Source organism: Mangrovicoccus sp. HB161399 (assembly GCF_013184745.1).
GTDB lineage: Bacteria > Pseudomonadota > Alphaproteobacteria > Rhodobacterales > Rhodobacteraceae > Mangrovicoccus.
On the sequence record NZ_JAATVU010000034.1, the window covers coordinates 34,220 to 49,340 of the forward strand.

Sequence of the window (15,121 nt, forward strand, 5' to 3'; positions counted from 1 at the left end):
GAGAGGGTGCGGGAGAGGGGGGCGCCCCTCGCCCGCCCGGCTCAGGCCACGAAGGGCTCGGCCGCGAATTCCGCCTCGTCCGCCGCCACAGCAGCGCGCAGGTCCTGCATGAGCGAGGGATCCGCGGCATGGACGCGGCTCCAGTTCGGCATCGACGGGCTGCCATGCGGGCTTTCCAGGAAAATCTGCCCGGCCCGGGTGATGTTCTCGGCGAACAGCTCGACGGTCAGCTCCTCGCGGTGCCGGTCGAGGCTCAGCCCGTTCATCTTGGCGTCATGGGCGTAGACCTCGACCATGTCGAGCGCGCGGCGGTAATAGACCGCCTTCAGCGTCCGGAACGTGTCGGTGGTGAAGACCGTGCCGTCCACCGCAAGCTTGCGGAAGATCGCCTTGCAGATGTCCGTCGACATGCGGTTCAGCCCGTCATTGGCGACATCGGCGCTGACCTCCTGGTGCTTGTGGTCATAGGCGTCGGAAATCTCCACCTGGCAGACCGCGCCGGGACCCAAGTTGCGCCATGCCTCGGACAGCACGCCGATTTCCAGCCCCCAGTCGGACGGAATGCGCAGGTCGGGCAGGATGCCGGTACGAAGCGCGACCTCCCCCGACAGCGGATAGCGGAAGCTGCGCAGGTAGTCGATGTAGTCGCGGTCGCCGATCACCTTCTTGAGCGCGATCAGCAGGGGCGACACCAGCAGCCGCGTCACCCGGCCATTCAGCTTGCCGTCGCCGATCCGCGGATAGAACCCCTTCGACAGCTGGTAGGGAAAATTCGGGTTGGCCACCGGATAGATCAGCCGCGCCAGCATCTCCTGGTCATAGGTGACGATATCGCAGTCATGCGTCGCCATGATCGAGGAATCGGCGCAGGCGATCAGGTAGCCCATCGAGGTCCAGACATTCTTGCCCTTGCCCGGCTCCGGCGGGGCGAGGCCGAGCGCGGCAAGCCGCTCCTCGATGTCCAGCATCCTGGGCGAGCTGTTCCAGATCACCACGTGGTTCTGAGGCAGCCGCGCGAAGAAGTCCTTCGCCATGCGGTACTGGCGCTCGTCGGCGCGGTCTAGACCAATGATGATCCGGTGCAGGTAACGCACCTTGCCCAGCTCGGCGAGGATGTTGGCCAGCGCCGGTCCTTCCAGCTCGGAATAGAGCGAGGGCAGGATCAGGCTGATCTTGCGCGTCTGGGCATAGGTCTCGATCTCGTAGAGCATCTCCTCCAAGGGACGGGACCGGAGGTTGTGGAACTGCGCGATGTTGCCGTTCTGGTGGAAGTCAGCCATGTCAGCTCTCCTGCGGCACGAGGCCCGCGGTCAGATCCAGGATTGCGGCGTTCCAGCCTTCGGGGCCTGCGGCCTCCGTGCGGCGGATGCGCCCCTCTGCCTCGCCTGCCAGCTCGGGCAGGCCGGGGCCGTGGTCGTTGCGGATGACGACGCCATGGGTGGCGGCTTCCAGCATCTCGCGGTCGTTCGGCGCATCGCCGAGCGCCACGGTGGTCTCCGCGCCGTAGCGCGCGGCGATTTCCGCCATCCGCCCGGCCTTGGTCGCGCCGAAGGACAGCGTCAGGAACCGCCCGCCGGAGCGCGCGGCGATACCCAGGCGCTCCAGCGCATCGAGGAATGCGGCACGGTCCCCATCGGTTCCCTGCCACAGCCCCGGCTCGGAAAAATGCCGCTGCCGCGACAGCCGCGCGGCATCCGGCGCAAGGCCGGTGATCGCCGCGACCTGGGCGTCCGTCATGTCGCCGAAGCCGCAGAACCGCGCGCGGAGCGCGGGCGGCACCTCGTCCAGCAGCCAGCGCAGCCGGCGATAGGCATCGTCCGCGCCGTCCTCCGTCCCGGGCTTCCAGAGCCCGGCACCGTTCTCGACGATGGCGGGCGCATCGCCGAGGCCGAGCGCGCCATGCAGCGGCGCGATTTCCGCCGCGGTCTTGGAGCTGGCCAGGACGACCGGGATGCCCAGCGATTTCAGCCGCGCAAGCGCCGGGCGGGCCGGCGACCAGTCATAGCTTGCATGGTCGAGGAGCGTTCCGTCGAGATCGGTGAAGACAATCCAGGTCAGGGCGCTGTTCCGTTCCGCTGCTGCCGGCGGAAGAAGCCGGCCGGGTCAGGGAACACGAAAATGGTAGCGCTGCCAAGTGCTGCGTCGCAGCAAGGCTCAGACATGCTGCCCGGCATTCACCTCGATCTCGGTGCCCGTGACATAGGAGGATTCCGGCGAGCACAGGAAGAAGATCACGTCGGCGACCTCCGAGGGCTGGCCGAGCCGGCGCAGCGGCAGGGTCTCGACGATCTTCTCGGTTCCCGGAGACAGGATCGAGGTCTCGATCTCGCCCGGCGCGATCGCGTTCACCCGCACGCCCATAGGCCCGAAATCATGCGCCATTTCCCGGGTCAGCGCCTTCAGCGCCGCCTTGGAGGTCGAATAGGCGGCCCCCGCGAAGGGATGGATCTGGTTGCCGGCGATGGAGGTCACGTTGACCACCGCGCCCTTGGCGGCCGACAGCTCGTCCTTCAGCCCGCGCGCCAGCACAATCGGCGCGAAGAAGTTCACGTGGAACACCTTTCCCCAGGTCCGCAGGTCGGTTTCCAGCGTGTTCAGCCGCCCGCCCTCTCCGTCCTTCGGGGAAATCCCCGCATTGTTGACCAGCGCGTCGAGACGTCCTTCCAGCTTGCCGCGGATCGCCTCGATCGCCTCGATCGTGCTCTGCGGATCGCCGAGGTCGATCTGGATGTGGTTCTCCTCGCCGCCCGGCCAGGGACAGCGCGGATCGAAGGGCTGGCGCGAACAGGTCAGCACCCTCCAGCCCTCGGCGGAGAAGCGCTTCACCGTCGCATGTCCGATCCCGCGGCTCGCGCCGGTCAGGAGCAGGGTCTTCTGGGATGCCATGGCACGTTCCTTCCTCGTTACCTGCGCAATCTAGGCGCAGTCCCCCGGGTTTGAAAGCTGCCCTTGAGTGATCATGCGCGACGGATTAGGACGGGACGTCCCCCGAGGTGCGCGAGATGAAGAAACAGATGTCCCAGACCCGCGACTGGATCGCAACCGCCCGGACCCTGTCCGAAGCCCTCCCCTATCTGCAGCGCTACGAAGGCGCGACGATCGTCATCAAGCTCGGCGGCCACGCCATGGGCTCGGACGAGGCGATGGAAGAATTCGCCCGCGACATCGTGCTGATGCGCCAGGTCGGCGTGAATCCGGTCATCGTCCATGGCGGCGGGCCGATGATCAACGCGATGCTCAAGCGTCTCGACATCCAGTCGGAATTCGTCAACGGCAAGCGCGTCACCGACGCCGCCACCGTCGAGGTGGTCGAGATGGTGCTGTCGGGCCTGATCAACAAGCGCGTCGTGCAGGCGATCAACGATCAGGGCGGCCGCGCGGTCGGCATCTCCGGCAAGGATGCCGGGCTGATGATCTGCCGCCAGGACGATCCCTCGCTGGGCCTCGTCGGCACGCCCGAGACCGTCGACACGCGCCTGCTGGAAACGCTGACCGCGGGCGAGCTGATCCCTGTCATCGCGCCGCTCGGCGTCAGCCGCGACGGCGAGACGATGAACATCAACGGCGACACCGCGGCGGGCGCCATCGCCGGCGCGCTGCAGGCGCGGCGGCTTCTGCTGCTGACCGACGTGGCGGGCGTGAAGAACGCGGCCGGCGAGGTGATGACCGAACTGACCGCGACCCACATCCGCGAGCTGACCGATTCCGGCGTGATCGCCGGCGGGATGATCCCCAAGACCGAGACCGCGCTCGACGCGCTGGCCCGCGGCGTGCGGGCGGCGGTGATCCTGGACGGGCGCGTGCCGAATGCCTGCCTCCTGGAGCTGTTCACCGATCACGGCGTCGGCTCGATGATCCGCCGCGGCTGAGCCGCGGCCCGCGCTGCAAGCAGGACAGACCTCCATGCCCCGCCTGATCCTCACCCGCCACGCCAAGTCCGACTGGTCGCACGAGGTGCCCAGCGATCATGACCGGCCGCTGAATGCCCGCGGCCGGGCCGCGGCACCGCTGATCGGCCAGGAGCTCGCCGCGCGCGGGCTGGTGCCGGACCAGGTGTTCTGTTCCTCCGCGCGCCGCACCCAGGAAACCTGGGCCGGCATTTCGTCGGAGCTGCCCGGCGCGGCCGCGGCCGAGATCCTGCCCTCGCTCTACCATGCCTCGCCCGAGACGATGCTGTCGGTGCTGCACGGCGCCACCGGCCAGCTGGTGGCGATGGTCGCGCACAATCCCGGCATCGGCGCGCTGGCGCACCGGCTGCTGGCGGCAGGTCCCGCCCATCCGAAATTCGGCATCTACCCGACCGGCGCCACGCTGATCGCCGAGATCGAGGACTGGGCCGGACTGGAAAGCGGCAGGGCGCGGCTGGTCGATTTCTTCGTCCCCCGCGACCTGCCCGGTCATCCCTGAGCGCATCGGCTCAGCTGGGCCGGCTCAGACGGCGCCGCCCGGCTCGCCCGAGAAGATGATCCGCACGTCCTCGGCGCGGGCGACGAACTGGCAGGCCAGGCGCCAGCGCGGCGGCATGTCGTTCACCTCGGCCGCCTCGATCTCCGCGGCGGTCAGCTTGCCCAGCTCCTTCAGCTTGGATTTCTCCTTCTCGGTCAGGGCGAGGCTCATCTTGCTCTCGGGGCTGTAGTACTCCACTTCGATCAGGCAGGAGCCGCAATTGCCGTTCTGGCATTCGAACGGAATCGGGATGTTGTGCTCTTCCGCCAGGCCGAGCACGGTCTTGGTGTTGCCGGCGATCGCATAGACGGTCTTGTCCTGGTGCATGATCGGCGACGAGAAAGTTACGTTGGCCATGATTGGTCCCCTTCTTGCGGCTGGCCGGGCGGGAGGCCGGGCGAGCCAGGTCACGTGCCGGAAGACAATCCTCCGGTACCCTGTCGAAGCAGGGACCAGGCCAAGGGAAATTCCGCGCTTCCGGCCCGTTTGCGGGGCCCGGGACCGACAATTGTCGGATCCGCGACGGATCAGCGGGCGCTTTCGCGCGCCAGGAGCTCGGCATGCAGTTCGGGCGCAAGCTCGTGCAGGCTGTCCATCAGCCGCTCGGCACGGTCTCGGATGCTTGCGGCCTCGGCGGCCTTCGCCGCCTCGATCCTGCCGCGCAATTCCAGCGCCTTCGCCATCTTCGGTTCCTGCCGCAGCGCCGGGTCCCGGTCGGCAAGCTCCTTCAGCGCATCGAACAGCGTGCCGAGCTGGCTGCCGTAGCTGGCGACATCCTCGACGATGCGGCGCTCTACCTCGGGCACCCCGGCGAAATCCGGCGCGATGGATTGCGCGACATCCCCCGACAGGGGCGCGCGGAAGATGGCGGAAAAGGGGAAGACGTTCATGGCGGCGCTCCGGGCTGGACTCCTTGCGGTGCCATGTTACCCGGCCCGGGCGGCAGCGCGAGGATTTCCGCGGGCGCGGATGGCAGGGGACGGCGGACCGCCCCCTGCGCGGGCGTCAGTGCCCGAGAATCTGGCTGAGGAACAGCTTGGTGCGGTCGCTCTGCGGGTTGTTGAAGAAGGCCTTCGGCTCGTTCTGCTCGACGATCTGGCCCGCATCCATGAAGATCACCCGGTTCGCCACGGCCTGGGCGAAGCCCATCTCGTGGGTCACGCAGAGCATGGTCATGCCTTCCTCCGCGAGCTGGATCATGGTGTCGAGCACCTCCTTGATCATCTCCGGGTCGAGCGCCGAGGTCGGCTCGTCGAAGAGCATGATCTTGGGCCGCATGCACAGCGAGCGCGCGATGGCGACCCGCTGCTGCTGGCCGCCCGAGAGCTGGCCGGGATACTTGTTGGCCTGATCGGGGATCTTGACCTTTTCCAGGTAGTGCATCGCGGTCTCGATCGCTTCCTTCTTCGGGATTTTGCGGACCCAGATCGGGGCGAGCGTGCAGTTTTCCAGGATCGTCAGATGCGGGAAGAGGTTGAAATGCTGGAAGCACATCCCGACCTCAGAGCGGATCTTGTCGATGTTCTTCAGATCCGAGGACAGGACGGTGCCGTCGACGGTGATCCTGCCTTCCTGGTGTTCCTCCAGCGCGTTGATGCAGCGGATCATGGTGGATTTGCCGGACCCGGAGGGCCCGCAGATCACGATCCGCTCGCCGCGGTAGACGGTCAGGTTGATGTCGCGCAGGACATGGAACTGGCCGTACCACTTGTTCATGTTCTGGATCGAGATGGCCACCTCGTCGGAGATAGTCATGCCCGGGGCGGTGTTCACGGCAGTGTCGGTCATGGGATTTCCTCAGCGGTGGCCGGTGTTGAGCTTGCGTTCCAGGTACATGGAGTACCGGGACATCGAGAAGCAGAAGATGAAGAAGACGAAGCCGATGAAGACGAACAGCTCCCAGTAGATGCCGTTCCAGGCGTTGTCGGCGCGGATCGCGTTCGACAGGCCGATCGGATCGAGAATGCCGATGATCGAGACCAGCGTCGTGTCCTTGAACAGGCCGATGAAGGTCGAGACGATCCCCGGGATGGCGATTTTCAGCGCCTGCGGCATGATGATCAGCCGCTGCGCCTGCCAGTAGTCCAGCCCGAGGCTGTCAGCCGCCTCGTACTGGCCCTTGGGCAGCGCCGCGAGGCCGCCGCGGATCACCTCGGCAATATAGGCCGACGAGAACAGCGTCGCCATGATGATGACGCGCACGACCAGGTCGAAATTGGTGCCCGGCGGCATGAAGTAGTTCAGCAGCGTCGAGGCGACGAACAGCAGCGTGATCAGCGGCACGCCGCGGATGAACTCGATGAAGCCGACCGAGAAGGCGCGCACGATGAACAGGTTCGTCTGCCGTCCCAGCGCCAGCATGATGCCGAGCGGCAGCGACAGGGTGATGGCGGTTATGCCGATCACGATCGAGACCATGAAGCCGCCGAACTGATTGGACTCCACCACCTCGATGCCCAGCGGGATGACGGCGTGCAGCCCGCGCGCGATCGGTCCCATCAGGAAGATCCACCAGATGACCGGCACCAGGACGGCCGCGGCAATGGCAAGGATGCCGTTGACCGCCGAGCCGTAGCGGTAGGCCGCGCCGCCGAGGGCGAAGCCCGCCAGCGCCGCCAGCGGGGTCCAGATCGAGCCGCCCCAGAGCAGCCAGGCCCCGATGAAGGGGAACAGCGCCGAGAAGATCATCATCTTGCGCGGCAGATGGGTGAACAGCACCGGCGCCAGCGCAACCAGCATCAGGACGAAGGTCAGGTTCGGCCGCCAGTAGAGCTCGGACGGGTAGAAGCCGTAGACCAGCTGGAAGAACCGGTCGTGGATCACCGCCCAGCAGGCGCCGGAATGGTCGAGGCCGTAGGTCTCGTCGATGATCTGGCGGCATTCGGCCAGGCTGTCGGCATTCCAGACCGACAGGAACATCCAGGGCAGCAGATGCGCCAGCAGCAGGAAGATCGCCACCATCGTCACCAGCGTCAGGACCGAATTGCCAGGGCCGTCGAACAGGTTGCGCTTCAGCCAGCCTGCCGGGCCAACCGAGGTGACCGGCGCGGGCTTGGGGTCGAGCATCTGGGTGCGGACATAGGGTTCGAAAGCCATCTCACCGCTCCTTCAGCTTGACGCGCTGGTTGTAGATGTTGAACACGCCCGAGATGCACAGCGAGATCGCCAGGTAGATCAGCATGGTCAGCATCACGCATTCCAGCTCCCGCCCGGACAGGTTCAGCGAGGTCCCCATCAGCGTGCCGGTCAGATCCATGTAGCCGACGCCGATCGCCAGCGAGCTGTTCTTGGTCAGGTTCAGGTATTGCGAGATCAGCGGCGGGATGATGACCCGCAGCGCCTGCGGCAGGATCACCAGGCGCATGGTCCGGCTGGGGCGCAGGCCGAGCGCGGCCGCGGCCTCGGACTGGCCCTTGGAGATCGCCATGATGCCGCCGCGCACGATCTCGGCGATGAAGGCGGCGGTATAGAGGCTGAGTGCCAGCCAGAGCGCAATGAAGGAATTGCGCATGTAGATGCCGCCCTGGAAGTTGAAGCCCTTGAGCTCGGGATAGCCCAGGTGGAAGCCCAGCAGCACTAGCACCACGATGAGCGGAACCGCGATCACGCCAAGCGACATGTACCAGGTCTTGGGCCGCTCGCCGGTGGCGTTCTGGATGCGGTCGGCGCGCTTGCCGATCTGCTTGGCCGCGAAGATGCCCGCGGCCAGAACGGCCAGCAGCACCAGCAGGTCGTTGGAGATGTCGAAGATGCCGAAGAACGAGAATTCGCCGAGGCTGCGCGAGAACAGCGGTTCGGGCATGTAGATGCCGCGGTTGGTGAGGGCTACCGAGTCGAGGAACATCGAGGCCGCCGGATCGTCGCCGCGGAAGTCGCGGGGCTGCGGCAGCGCCTCGATCAGGATCGCCATGGCCAGAACGATCCACAGCAGCACCGGCACGTTGCGGAAGGTTTCGACGTAGATGGTCATCACCCGCGCGATCAGCCAGTTCGAGGACAGGCGCAGCACGCCCACCACGACGCCCACCACGGTCGCCAGGATGCAGCCGAGGAAGGCCACCAGCAGCGTGTTCAGCAGGCCGACGAAGGCCGCGCGCGCATGGGTGTCCTGGCTCGTGTACTTGATGAGCATCTGGTTGATGTCGTAGTTCGCCGGTTCTCCGAGGAAACCGAAATCGATCGGCTTGCCGAGAGCGGCGAGGTTCGACGCGACATTGGCGCCGAGCCAGAAGATCAGCGACAGGACCGCGATCAGGGTGACGATCTGGATCGTCATCGAGCGGTAGCGCGTGTCGTAGATCAGCTGGGAAAGCTGGAATCCGCCCTGCGGCGGTTCGCTGACAGTGGCCATTGGTACTCCTTCGGGGGGTAAGGCTGCCGGAACGGATCTCCGGATGGACTGAGGGCGCGGAATGAACCGCGCCCTCGATTGCCTTAGCGGAACGGCGGGGAGTACATCAGGCCGCCCTCGGTCCACTGCGCGTTCAGGCCGCGCGCCAGGCCGATCGGGGTGCTCTCGCCGATGTTCTTCTCGAAGATCTCGCCGTAGTTGCCCTCGGCCATGATCGCGTTCTTCGCCCAGTCGGCGGACAGGCCCAGCATCTCGCCCAGGTTGCCCTCGGTGCCCAGCAGGCGCGCGATTTCCGGGTTCTCGGTCGACGCCGACAGCTCCTCGATATTCGCGGAGGTCACGCCCAGTTCCTCGGCGGTGATCAGCGCGTTCAGAGTCCAGCGGGCGATGTCGGCCCAGTGGTCGTCGCCGTGGCGGACGAGCGGACCCAGCGGCTCCTTCGACACGATTTCCGGCAGGATGATGTGGTCGCCCGGGTTCTCGAAGGAGGCGCGGGTCGCGGCCAGGCCGGAGGCGTCGGTCGTGTAGACGTCGCAGGCACCGGCCAGGTACTGCTGCTGGGCCTCGGCGTTGGTCTCGATCGGGACCGGCTCGTAGCTGATGTTGTTCTTGCGGAAGAAGTCCGACAGGTTCAGCTCGGTGGTGGTGCCCTTCTGGATGCAGACGGTGGCGCCGTCGAGCTCGCGCGCGGAGGACACGCCCAGTTCCTTCGGCACCATGAAGCCCTGGCCGTCATAGTAGTTGACGCCGACGAAGGTGGTCTTCAGGTCGACATCGCGGGTCAGCGTCCAGGTGGTGTTGCGCGACAGGATGTCGATCTCGCCCGCGGAGAGCGCGGAGAAGCGGTTGGTGGTGGTCAGCGGCTTGAACTCGACCGCGTCCGGGTCGCCGAAGATGGCGGCTGCCAGAGCCCGGCAATAGGCGACGTCGAACCCTTCGTAGCGGCCATTGGCATCGGGCGCCGAGAAGCCGGCCAGGCCGGTCGACGTGCCGCAGATCAGTTCGCCGCGGGCCTTCACGTCGTCGAGCGTATCGGCAGATGCGAAACCTGCCGCGACGCCGGCAACTGCCAGCGCGCCCCAAAATACCTTTTTGGTCATGTGTACCTCTTCCTGTGACCGCCTTGAGCGGTTTTTCGCCGGTGCACTCTTCCGGCTTCAGTCCCTATTAGTCTTGGTGAGCCCCTCACCGCCGGAATTCGTGCAGTTTAACAGCCGTGGGTCAAGGGGCTGCCCCCCCTTCCCCCAGCGAAAACGATGACTTTTTCAGCAGATGTTTCGAACGCGGGCGAAAAAGGGGCATGGAGCCAAGCACTTTTTCGGCAGGACAACCGCTCGGAATCGGGTCGCGCCAGAGTGTTCGGGCAAATGCCCGGCAAGTGGGCAAAGTGGAATCGCACCGCGGGACCGTCTCCGGCGGCCAGCTTTCGGACAGCAACGGACGAGGAGTGGCGGGCTTCCGCAGACGCCCCGGCAAGGCCGGATGTCCGGACCTCCCCCGCCGTCACGCCGGGAGAGCCGGGATCCAATGCTCAGGAGGAGCGGATCAGGCAGAAGGCGCGGTAGGCGGTCAGGAATTCGCCGCGCTTCAGGGCGGCGGTCTCCGCCGCTTCCTCGTCGACGCCCCATTGCTCGGCCTGCCAGTCCTCGTCGATGCGCGAGGCATCCCAGGCGGCCTCGGCCCCGGCCTCGCCATGGACGGCCGCCAGCGCGAGGATCAGCGAGCCGGACATCGCGACCAGGTCGTGGAAGGCAGCCAGCTCGAAGGGCGTGAGCGCATGGACCTCGGCAGCCAGCGCGGCAAGGCTGGCTTCGGGCTGGGCGACGTGCATGATCCCCGCCCCGGTATTCAGGGGCGCGCCGAAGCGGCCTGCCGACCAGACCAGCAGCGGGTCCCAGGCGGCGCGCTGCCGCGCCACCAGATCCGCAGGGCTGTCGGCGCGGTAGCAGAGCAGGTCGGTCCCGCCGTAGCCTGCCAGCATGTCGGCCACGGCCGCATGGTTCAGCGCGACATTGTCGATCGCAGAATTTGCGAGCTTGGTCAGCGGCATGGTCGCCGGATCGAGAGCCTCGCCCTGGGCGTCCCATTCGGCAGCCACGCCCTCGGCGAAGGCGCGCGAGGGCAGCAGCAGCGCCGCCTTGGCCGGCGTCTTCACCGCACGGCCGTCGAGATGCACCGTCCAGCCGCCATCGGCCTGCGCCACATCGGCCGCCTTCCAGAACCGTTTCGGCACCCAGCCTGCCATGTCAGCTCTCCCAGAGGTCTTTCAGTAGTCCCGGCACCTGCGCATATGCCGTCGCCAGGCGCTCCGCGCCCGAGGCTTCCAGACGCGCCGCCGGATGGTAGCCCCAGGCCACCCCGAGCCGGCGCGCGCCCGCGGCACGGCCCATCTCCATGTCGAAGGCGGTATCGCCGATCATCACCGTGTCGGCAGGCCCGACCCCGCAGGCCGACATCGCCGCCAGCACCATCGAGGGATGCGGCTTCGACGGGTGGTCGTCCGCAACCTGCGTGGTCACGAAGCGGCCGGCCAGCCCGTGCGTCTCCAGCAGATGCGTCAGCCCGCGGCGCGACTTTCCGGTGGCGATGCCGATCAGCACATGATCGTCCTCCGCAAGCGCGTCGAGACAGGCCAGGGCGCCGTCGTAGAGCGGCGAGGAGGCCGCGGCATCGGCGCCGCGCAGCGAGGCATAGGCGTCCTTGTAGGTCTCCACCATCCGGTCGATCCGATGCGGCTCCAGATCCGGGGCCAGCTGGGCGACGGCGTTGGGCAGCGACAGGCCGACGATCGACAGGATCTCGGGGACGGCCGGCGTCTCCAGCCCCTCGGCGCCGAAGGCCGCGGCCATCGACATCTTTATGTGCTGCTGGCTGTCGACCAGCGTGCCGTCGACATCGAAAAGCGCAAGGCGGAGACGGGTCAAAACTCGGGATCCTCGAACGGGTCGGCCGGAACGTCCGCCGGGTCCCAGCCCAGCGTCTTCCAGGTGCGCTCCATGTGCTCGGGCAGGGGCGCGGTGATGGTCAGCTGATTGCCGGTCACCGGATGGGTGATGGTCAGGCTGCGGGCATGCAGGTGCAGCTTGCGGCTGATCTCGCCGCCGAGCTGCGCGCCCCAGCCGTCGCCCAGGTTCTCCTGGCCCGACCCGCCGTACTTGCCGTCGCCGACGATCGGATGGCCGAGCTCGGCCATGTGCGCGCGCAGCTGGTGGGTGCGGCCCGTGATCGGCACCATCGCCACCCAGGCGCAGCGCTTGCCCAGCGGGCTGAGCACGGCGTAGTCGGTCGTGGCATGCTTGGCGCCCTCGGTCTTCTCGACATCGCGGGGATGGACGCAGCGCATCTTCTCGCCCTCGCCGCCCTTCCCGTGGCCGCCGGCCTTCACCAGCCCGTACTTGATCGTGCCCATCGCCGGGTGCGGCACGCCGGCAACGATCGCCCAGTAGATCTTGCGGGTCTCGCGAGAACGGAAGGCCTTGGTCAGCGCATCGGCCACCTTGCGGGTCCGCGCCATGATCAGGACGCCCGAGGTGTCGCGGTCGAGCCGGTGGACGAGCCGCGGCTTCTCGTCGAGGCCGAAGCGCAGCGCCTCTGCCAGCCCGTCGACGTGGCGGGTCTGGCCCGAGCCGCCCTGCGAGGCAAGGCCCGGCAGCTTGTTCAGCGCGATGATGTGGTCGTCGCGGTAGAGCACGGCACGGCGCATCATCTCGGCATCGGCCTCGGCGATGCGCGGCACCGGCGGCTTGTCCTGCTCGGGGCCGGGATCGGGGATCGGCGGGATGCGCACTGTCTGGCCGGCTTCCAGCCTGGTGGCCGGCTTCACGCGGCCGCCATCGACGCGCAGCTCGCCCTTGCGGCACATCTTCTCGATCCGGCCCTGGCCGAGATGCGGGAACATCCGGCGCAGCCAGCGGTCGATCCTCTGGTCCGCTTCGGAGTCGCTCACGGTAATGGTCTGCACGCCGCTCATTGGAAGGCCATCCTTGCAAGGGTCAGCCCGGCGAAGAGCGCCGCGAGCGACACCAGCACCGAGGACAGGACATAGGTCGCCGCCAGGCCGGCCTGGCCCCGCTCCCACAGCGTCACCGCGTCGAGCGAGAAGCTGGAGAAGGTCGTGAAGCCGCCCAGCATGCCGACGGTCAGCAGAGGCGCGAATTTCGTGCCGCCCTTCATCGCCATCACGGTGACCAGGACCCCCATGGCAAAGGAGCCGACCACGTTGACGAAGAGCGTGCCCCAGGGGAATCCGGGCCCCAGCAGCCGCATGGCCGCGACACCCGAAAGATAGCGCCCCGAGGCACCGATTGCGCCGCCCAGGGCGACCATGGCGAGTTTGTCGATCATGCGCCCCTCTTTTCCCGGCGCGGGCGCGGAGTCAACCGCCCTGCCGCTTCGCGCGCAGCCGCGCGAAATACTCCGCCCGCTTGCCCAGCTCGCGCTCGAAGCCGCGGTCGGCAGGTGTATAGAAATCGGGCCGCGCCATGTCCTCGGGAAAGTAGTCCTGCCCGGAAAATCCGTCCTCGGCATCGTGGTCATAGGCGTAGCCCGCGCCATAGCCCTGCTCCTTCATCAGCCCGGTCGGGGCGTTGAGAATGTGCTTCGGCGGCGGCACCGATCCGGTCTTCTTCGCCAGGGCGCGCGCCGCCTTGTAGGCGACATAGCCAGCGTTCGATTTCGGCGCGAGCGCGAGGTAGATCACCGCCTGGGCCAGCGCCAGCTCGCCCTCCGGGCTGCCCAGCCGTTCGTAGCTCTGCCAGGCATCGATGCAGACCGCCTGGGCCTGCGGATCGGCAAGGCCGATATCCTCGACCGACATGCGGGTCAGGCGGCGGGCGAGGAAGCAGGGATCCTCGCCGCCCTCCAGCATCCGCGCGAACCAGTAGAGCGCGGCGTCCGGGTCCGAGCCGCGCACCGATTTGTGCAGCGCCGAGATCAGGTTGTAGTGGCCGTCGCCGGACTTGTCGTAATTCGCCGCCCGCTGCTGCAGGCGCCGACCAAGCTGCTTCGGGTCGAGCGGCGCCTCCGGCTTCCAGCTGGCGATCACCTCGGCCATGTTCAGCAGGCTGCGCCCGTCGCCATCGGCCATGGCCAGCAGATGCGCCCGCGCCTCTGGGGTCAGCGGCAGCACGGCGCCCAGATCCCCTTCGGCGCGGGCCAGCATCCCTTCCAGCGCCTCGGGGCCGAGCCGGGCGAGAACGACGACATGGGCGCGGCTCAGGAGCGCGGCGTTGAGCTCGAAGGAGGGGTTCTCGGTGGTGGCGCCGACCAGCGTGATCAGCCCGCTTTCCAGATGCGGCAGGAACCCGTCCTGCTGCGCCCTGTTGAAGCGGTGGATCTCGTCGACGAAAAGCAGCGTCCCCTGCCCCGCGCGGCGGCGCTGGCGGGCGTCCTCGAAGACCTTCTTCAGGTCGGCGACGCCGGCGAAGATCGCGCTGATCTCCACCATGTGAAGCCCGGCCTCGCGGGCGAGCAGCCGCGCGATGGTGGTCTTGCCGACGCCCGGCGGGCCCCAGAGGATCAGCGAGGGGATCTGCCCCGCCGCCAGCATGGTGCCCAAGGGCGCATCGGGGCCGAGCGCAGCCTCCTGCCCCAGCACGTCGGACAGATGCTGCGGGCGCAGCCTGTCGGCGAGCGGCCGCGGCCCCTCCGGCGCGGCGGGACGGGCGGGCTGGGACTGCGGAAGGGAGTCGAAGAGATCGGCCATGGCAGGGATCTTGGCGTTCTGCGGGCGCAGCGCAAGCCCCTCTCCCCCGGCCCCTCTCCCCGGCGGGGAGAGGGGAGAGGCCCGGAAACGGAAAAGGGCGGGCCAATCGGCCCGCCCTTCGGAAAATCGCCCAGGCGAAGCTTATGCTTCGGCTGCTTCCTCGGCCTCGAGGCGCGCACGGTCGGCGGCACCCTTGGCATCGACGTCGCGGTCGACGAACTCGATGATCGCCATCGGTGCCATGTCGCCGTAGCGGAAGCCGGCCTTCAGGACGCGGACGTAGCCGCCCTGGCGGTCCTTGTAGCGCGGGCCGAGCACTTCGAAGAGCTTCGCGACCAGCGCGTCCTGCTTCAGCTTCGACGCCGCCTGGCGGCGGGCGTGCAGGTCGCCGCGCTTGGCGAGGGTGATCAGCTTCTCGATCACCGGGCGCAGTTCCTTGGCCTTCGGCAGGGTGGTCTTGATCTGCTCGTGCTCGATCAGCGAGCCGGCCATGTTCGAGAAGAGCGCCTTGCGGTGCTCGTGGGTGCGGTTCAGGCGGCGGTATCCGCGGGCGTGACGCATGTGTCTATCCTTTCAAGGTGCTTTGTCCGGCCCCCATGCGTGCGGGGACCTCCTTTGTG

General features: G+C 67.5%; 17 protein-coding genes. 2 read left to right on the forward strand and 15 right to left on the reverse strand.

Annotation, left to right across the window (positions count from 1 at the left end; all coding sequences use genetic code 11):
* Positions 1-41: 41 nt before the first annotated feature.
* The 3 genes from HCC78_RS18470 to HCC78_RS18480 all read right to left on the reverse strand — a co-directional run bounded on the left by HCC78_RS18470 (position 42) and on the right by HCC78_RS18480 (position 2,886).
* Positions 42-1,280, reverse strand: a complete 1,239-nt coding sequence (locus tag HCC78_RS18470) for a glycosyl transferase (RefSeq protein WP_172330274.1) — start codon at positions 1,278-1,280, stop codon at positions 42-44.
* A 1-nt stretch (position 1,281) separates the two neighbouring features.
* Complete coding sequence (locus HCC78_RS18475; protein WP_172330311.1) at positions 1,282-2,058, reverse strand: mannosyl-3-phosphoglycerate phosphatase; 777 nt, start codon at positions 2,056-2,058, stop codon at positions 1,282-1,284.
* A gap of 96 nt (positions 2,059-2,154) precedes the next feature.
* Complete coding sequence (locus HCC78_RS18480; protein WP_172330275.1) at positions 2,155-2,886, reverse strand: SDR family oxidoreductase; 732 nt, start codon at positions 2,884-2,886, stop codon at positions 2,155-2,157.
* A 116-nt stretch (positions 2,887-3,002) separates the two neighbouring features.
* Between HCC78_RS18480 and argB the strand changes: the two genes are divergently transcribed.
* Both argB and HCC78_RS18490 read left to right on the forward strand, forming a co-directional pair.
* Entirely contained in the window at positions 3,003-3,869 is an 867-nt protein-coding gene (argB, locus tag HCC78_RS18485) for an acetylglutamate kinase (protein ID WP_172330276.1), read from the forward strand.
* Positions 3,870-3,903: 34 nt separating this feature from the next.
* Positions 3,904-4,407 (forward strand): histidine phosphatase family protein, encoded by a 504-nt coding sequence (locus tag HCC78_RS18490; RefSeq protein ID WP_172330277.1) that lies wholly within the window; start codon positions 3,904-3,906, stop codon positions 4,405-4,407.
* A gap of 24 nt (positions 4,408-4,431) precedes the next feature.
* Here the strand turns inward: HCC78_RS18490 and HCC78_RS18495 are convergent, their stop codons facing one another.
* The 12 genes from HCC78_RS18495 to rplQ all read right to left on the reverse strand — a co-directional run bounded on the left by HCC78_RS18495 (position 4,432) and on the right by rplQ (position 15,062).
* Positions 4,432-4,803, reverse strand: a complete 372-nt coding sequence (locus HCC78_RS18495; protein ID WP_172330278.1) for a 2Fe-2S iron-sulfur cluster binding domain-containing protein — start codon at positions 4,801-4,803, stop codon at positions 4,432-4,434.
* Positions 4,804-4,973: 170 nt separating this feature from the next.
* Positions 4,974-5,336: a hypothetical protein gene (locus tag HCC78_RS18500; RefSeq protein ID WP_172330279.1), complete on the reverse strand. Its 363-nt coding sequence runs from the start codon at positions 5,334-5,336 to the stop codon at positions 4,974-4,976.
* 115 nt (positions 5,337-5,451) lie between these two features.
* Positions 5,452-6,234: an amino acid ABC transporter ATP-binding protein gene (locus HCC78_RS18505; protein WP_305848694.1), complete on the reverse strand. Its 783-nt coding sequence runs from the start codon at positions 6,232-6,234 to the stop codon at positions 5,452-5,454.
* Positions 6,235-6,243: 9 nt separating this feature from the next.
* Positions 6,244-7,542, reverse strand: coding sequence for an amino acid ABC transporter permease (locus HCC78_RS18510; RefSeq protein ID WP_172330280.1), 1,299 nt, complete (start codon positions 7,540-7,542; stop codon positions 6,244-6,246).
* A gap of 1 nt (position 7,543) precedes the next feature.
* Positions 7,544-8,797: an amino acid ABC transporter permease gene (locus HCC78_RS18515; RefSeq protein WP_172330281.1), complete on the reverse strand. Its 1,254-nt coding sequence runs from the start codon at positions 8,795-8,797 to the stop codon at positions 7,544-7,546.
* An 83-nt stretch (positions 8,798-8,880) separates the two neighbouring features.
* The gene (locus HCC78_RS18520) at positions 8,881-9,897 is read right to left on the reverse strand and encodes an amino acid ABC transporter substrate-binding protein (RefSeq protein ID WP_172330282.1); all 1,017 of its coding nucleotides are present in this window, start codon (positions 9,895-9,897) and stop codon (positions 8,881-8,883) included.
* Positions 9,898-10,328: 431 nt separating this feature from the next.
* Positions 10,329-11,042 carry an ATP12 family chaperone protein gene (locus tag HCC78_RS18525; RefSeq protein WP_172330283.1) on the reverse strand — a complete coding sequence of 238 codons (714 nt, stop codon included), beginning with the start codon at positions 11,040-11,042 and terminating at the stop codon, positions 10,329-10,331.
* 1 nt (position 11,043) lies between these two features.
* Positions 11,044-11,721, reverse strand: a complete 678-nt coding sequence (locus HCC78_RS18530) for an HAD-IA family hydrolase (RefSeq protein WP_172330284.1) — start codon at positions 11,719-11,721, stop codon at positions 11,044-11,046.
* The gene (locus HCC78_RS18535) at positions 11,718-12,767 is read right to left on the reverse strand and encodes an RluA family pseudouridine synthase (protein ID WP_172330285.1); all 1,050 of its coding nucleotides are present in this window, start codon (positions 12,765-12,767) and stop codon (positions 11,718-11,720) included. The genes HCC78_RS18530 and HCC78_RS18535 overlap by 4 nt, the downstream gene beginning before the upstream one ends.
* The gene (gene crcB / locus HCC78_RS18540; RefSeq protein ID WP_172330286.1) at positions 12,764-13,141 is read right to left on the reverse strand and encodes a fluoride efflux transporter CrcB; all 378 of its coding nucleotides are present in this window, start codon (positions 13,139-13,141) and stop codon (positions 12,764-12,766) included. Before crcB ends, HCC78_RS18535 begins: the two co-directional genes overlap by 4 nt.
* Positions 13,142-13,172: 31 nt before the next feature.
* Positions 13,173-14,501: a replication-associated recombination protein A gene (locus HCC78_RS18545; protein ID WP_172330287.1), complete on the reverse strand. Its 1,329-nt coding sequence runs from the start codon at positions 14,499-14,501 to the stop codon at positions 13,173-13,175.
* Positions 14,502-14,642: 141 nt separating this feature from the next.
* A complete protein-coding gene (gene rplQ, locus HCC78_RS18550; RefSeq protein ID WP_172330288.1) occupies positions 14,643-15,062 on the reverse strand; it encodes a 50S ribosomal protein L17 in 420 nt (139 codons plus the stop codon).
* Between the last annotated feature and the right edge of the window lie 59 nt (positions 15,063-15,121).

Excerpts from the sequence above, each read along its gene's own strand:
- HCC78_RS18480 (WP_172330275.1), bottom strand. The coding sequence starts at position 2,886 with ATGGCATCCCAGAAGACCCTGCTCCTGACCGGCGCGAGCCGCGGGATC.
- rplQ (WP_172330288.1), bottom strand. The coding sequence starts at position 15,062 with ATGCGTCACGCCCGCGGATACCGCCGCCTGAACCGCACCCACGAGCAC.
- HCC78_RS18495 (WP_172330278.1), bottom strand. The coding sequence starts at position 4,803 with ATGGCCAACGTAACTTTCTCGTCGCCGATCATGCACCAGGACAAGACC.
- argB (WP_172330276.1), top strand. The coding sequence starts at position 3,003 with ATGAAGAAACAGATGTCCCAGACCCGCGACTGGATCGCAACCGCCCGG.
- HCC78_RS18470 (WP_172330274.1), bottom strand. The coding sequence starts at position 1,280 with ATGGCTGACTTCCACCAGAACGGCAACATCGCGCAGTTCCACAACCTC.
- HCC78_RS18500 (WP_172330279.1), bottom strand. The coding sequence starts at position 5,336 with ATGAACGTCTTCCCCTTTTCCGCCATCTTCCGCGCGCCCCTGTCGGGG.
- HCC78_RS18525 (WP_172330283.1), bottom strand. The coding sequence starts at position 11,042 with ATGGCAGGCTGGGTGCCGAAACGGTTCTGGAAGGCGGCCGATGTGGCG.
- HCC78_RS18510 (WP_172330280.1), bottom strand. The coding sequence starts at position 7,542 with ATGGCTTTCGAACCCTATGTCCGCACCCAGATGCTCGACCCCAAGCCC.
- HCC78_RS18520 (WP_172330282.1), bottom strand. The coding sequence starts at position 9,897 with ATGACCAAAAAGGTATTTTGGGGCGCGCTGGCAGTTGCCGGCGTCGCG.
- HCC78_RS18535 (WP_172330285.1), bottom strand. The coding sequence starts at position 12,767 with ATGAGCGGCGTGCAGACCATTACCGTGAGCGACTCCGAAGCGGACCAG.
- HCC78_RS18505 (WP_305848694.1), bottom strand. The coding sequence starts at position 6,234 with ATGACCGACACTGCCGTGAACACCGCCCCGGGCATGACTATCTCCGAC.
- HCC78_RS18545 (WP_172330287.1), bottom strand. The coding sequence starts at position 14,501 with ATGGCCGATCTCTTCGACTCCCTTCCGCAGTCCCAGCCCGCCCGTCCC.
- crcB (WP_172330286.1), bottom strand. The coding sequence starts at position 13,141 with ATGATCGACAAACTCGCCATGGTCGCCCTGGGCGGCGCAATCGGTGCC.
- HCC78_RS18490 (WP_172330277.1), top strand. The coding sequence starts at position 3,904 with ATGCCCCGCCTGATCCTCACCCGCCACGCCAAGTCCGACTGGTCGCAC.
- HCC78_RS18515 (WP_172330281.1), bottom strand. The coding sequence starts at position 8,797 with ATGGCCACTGTCAGCGAACCGCCGCAGGGCGGATTCCAGCTTTCCCAG.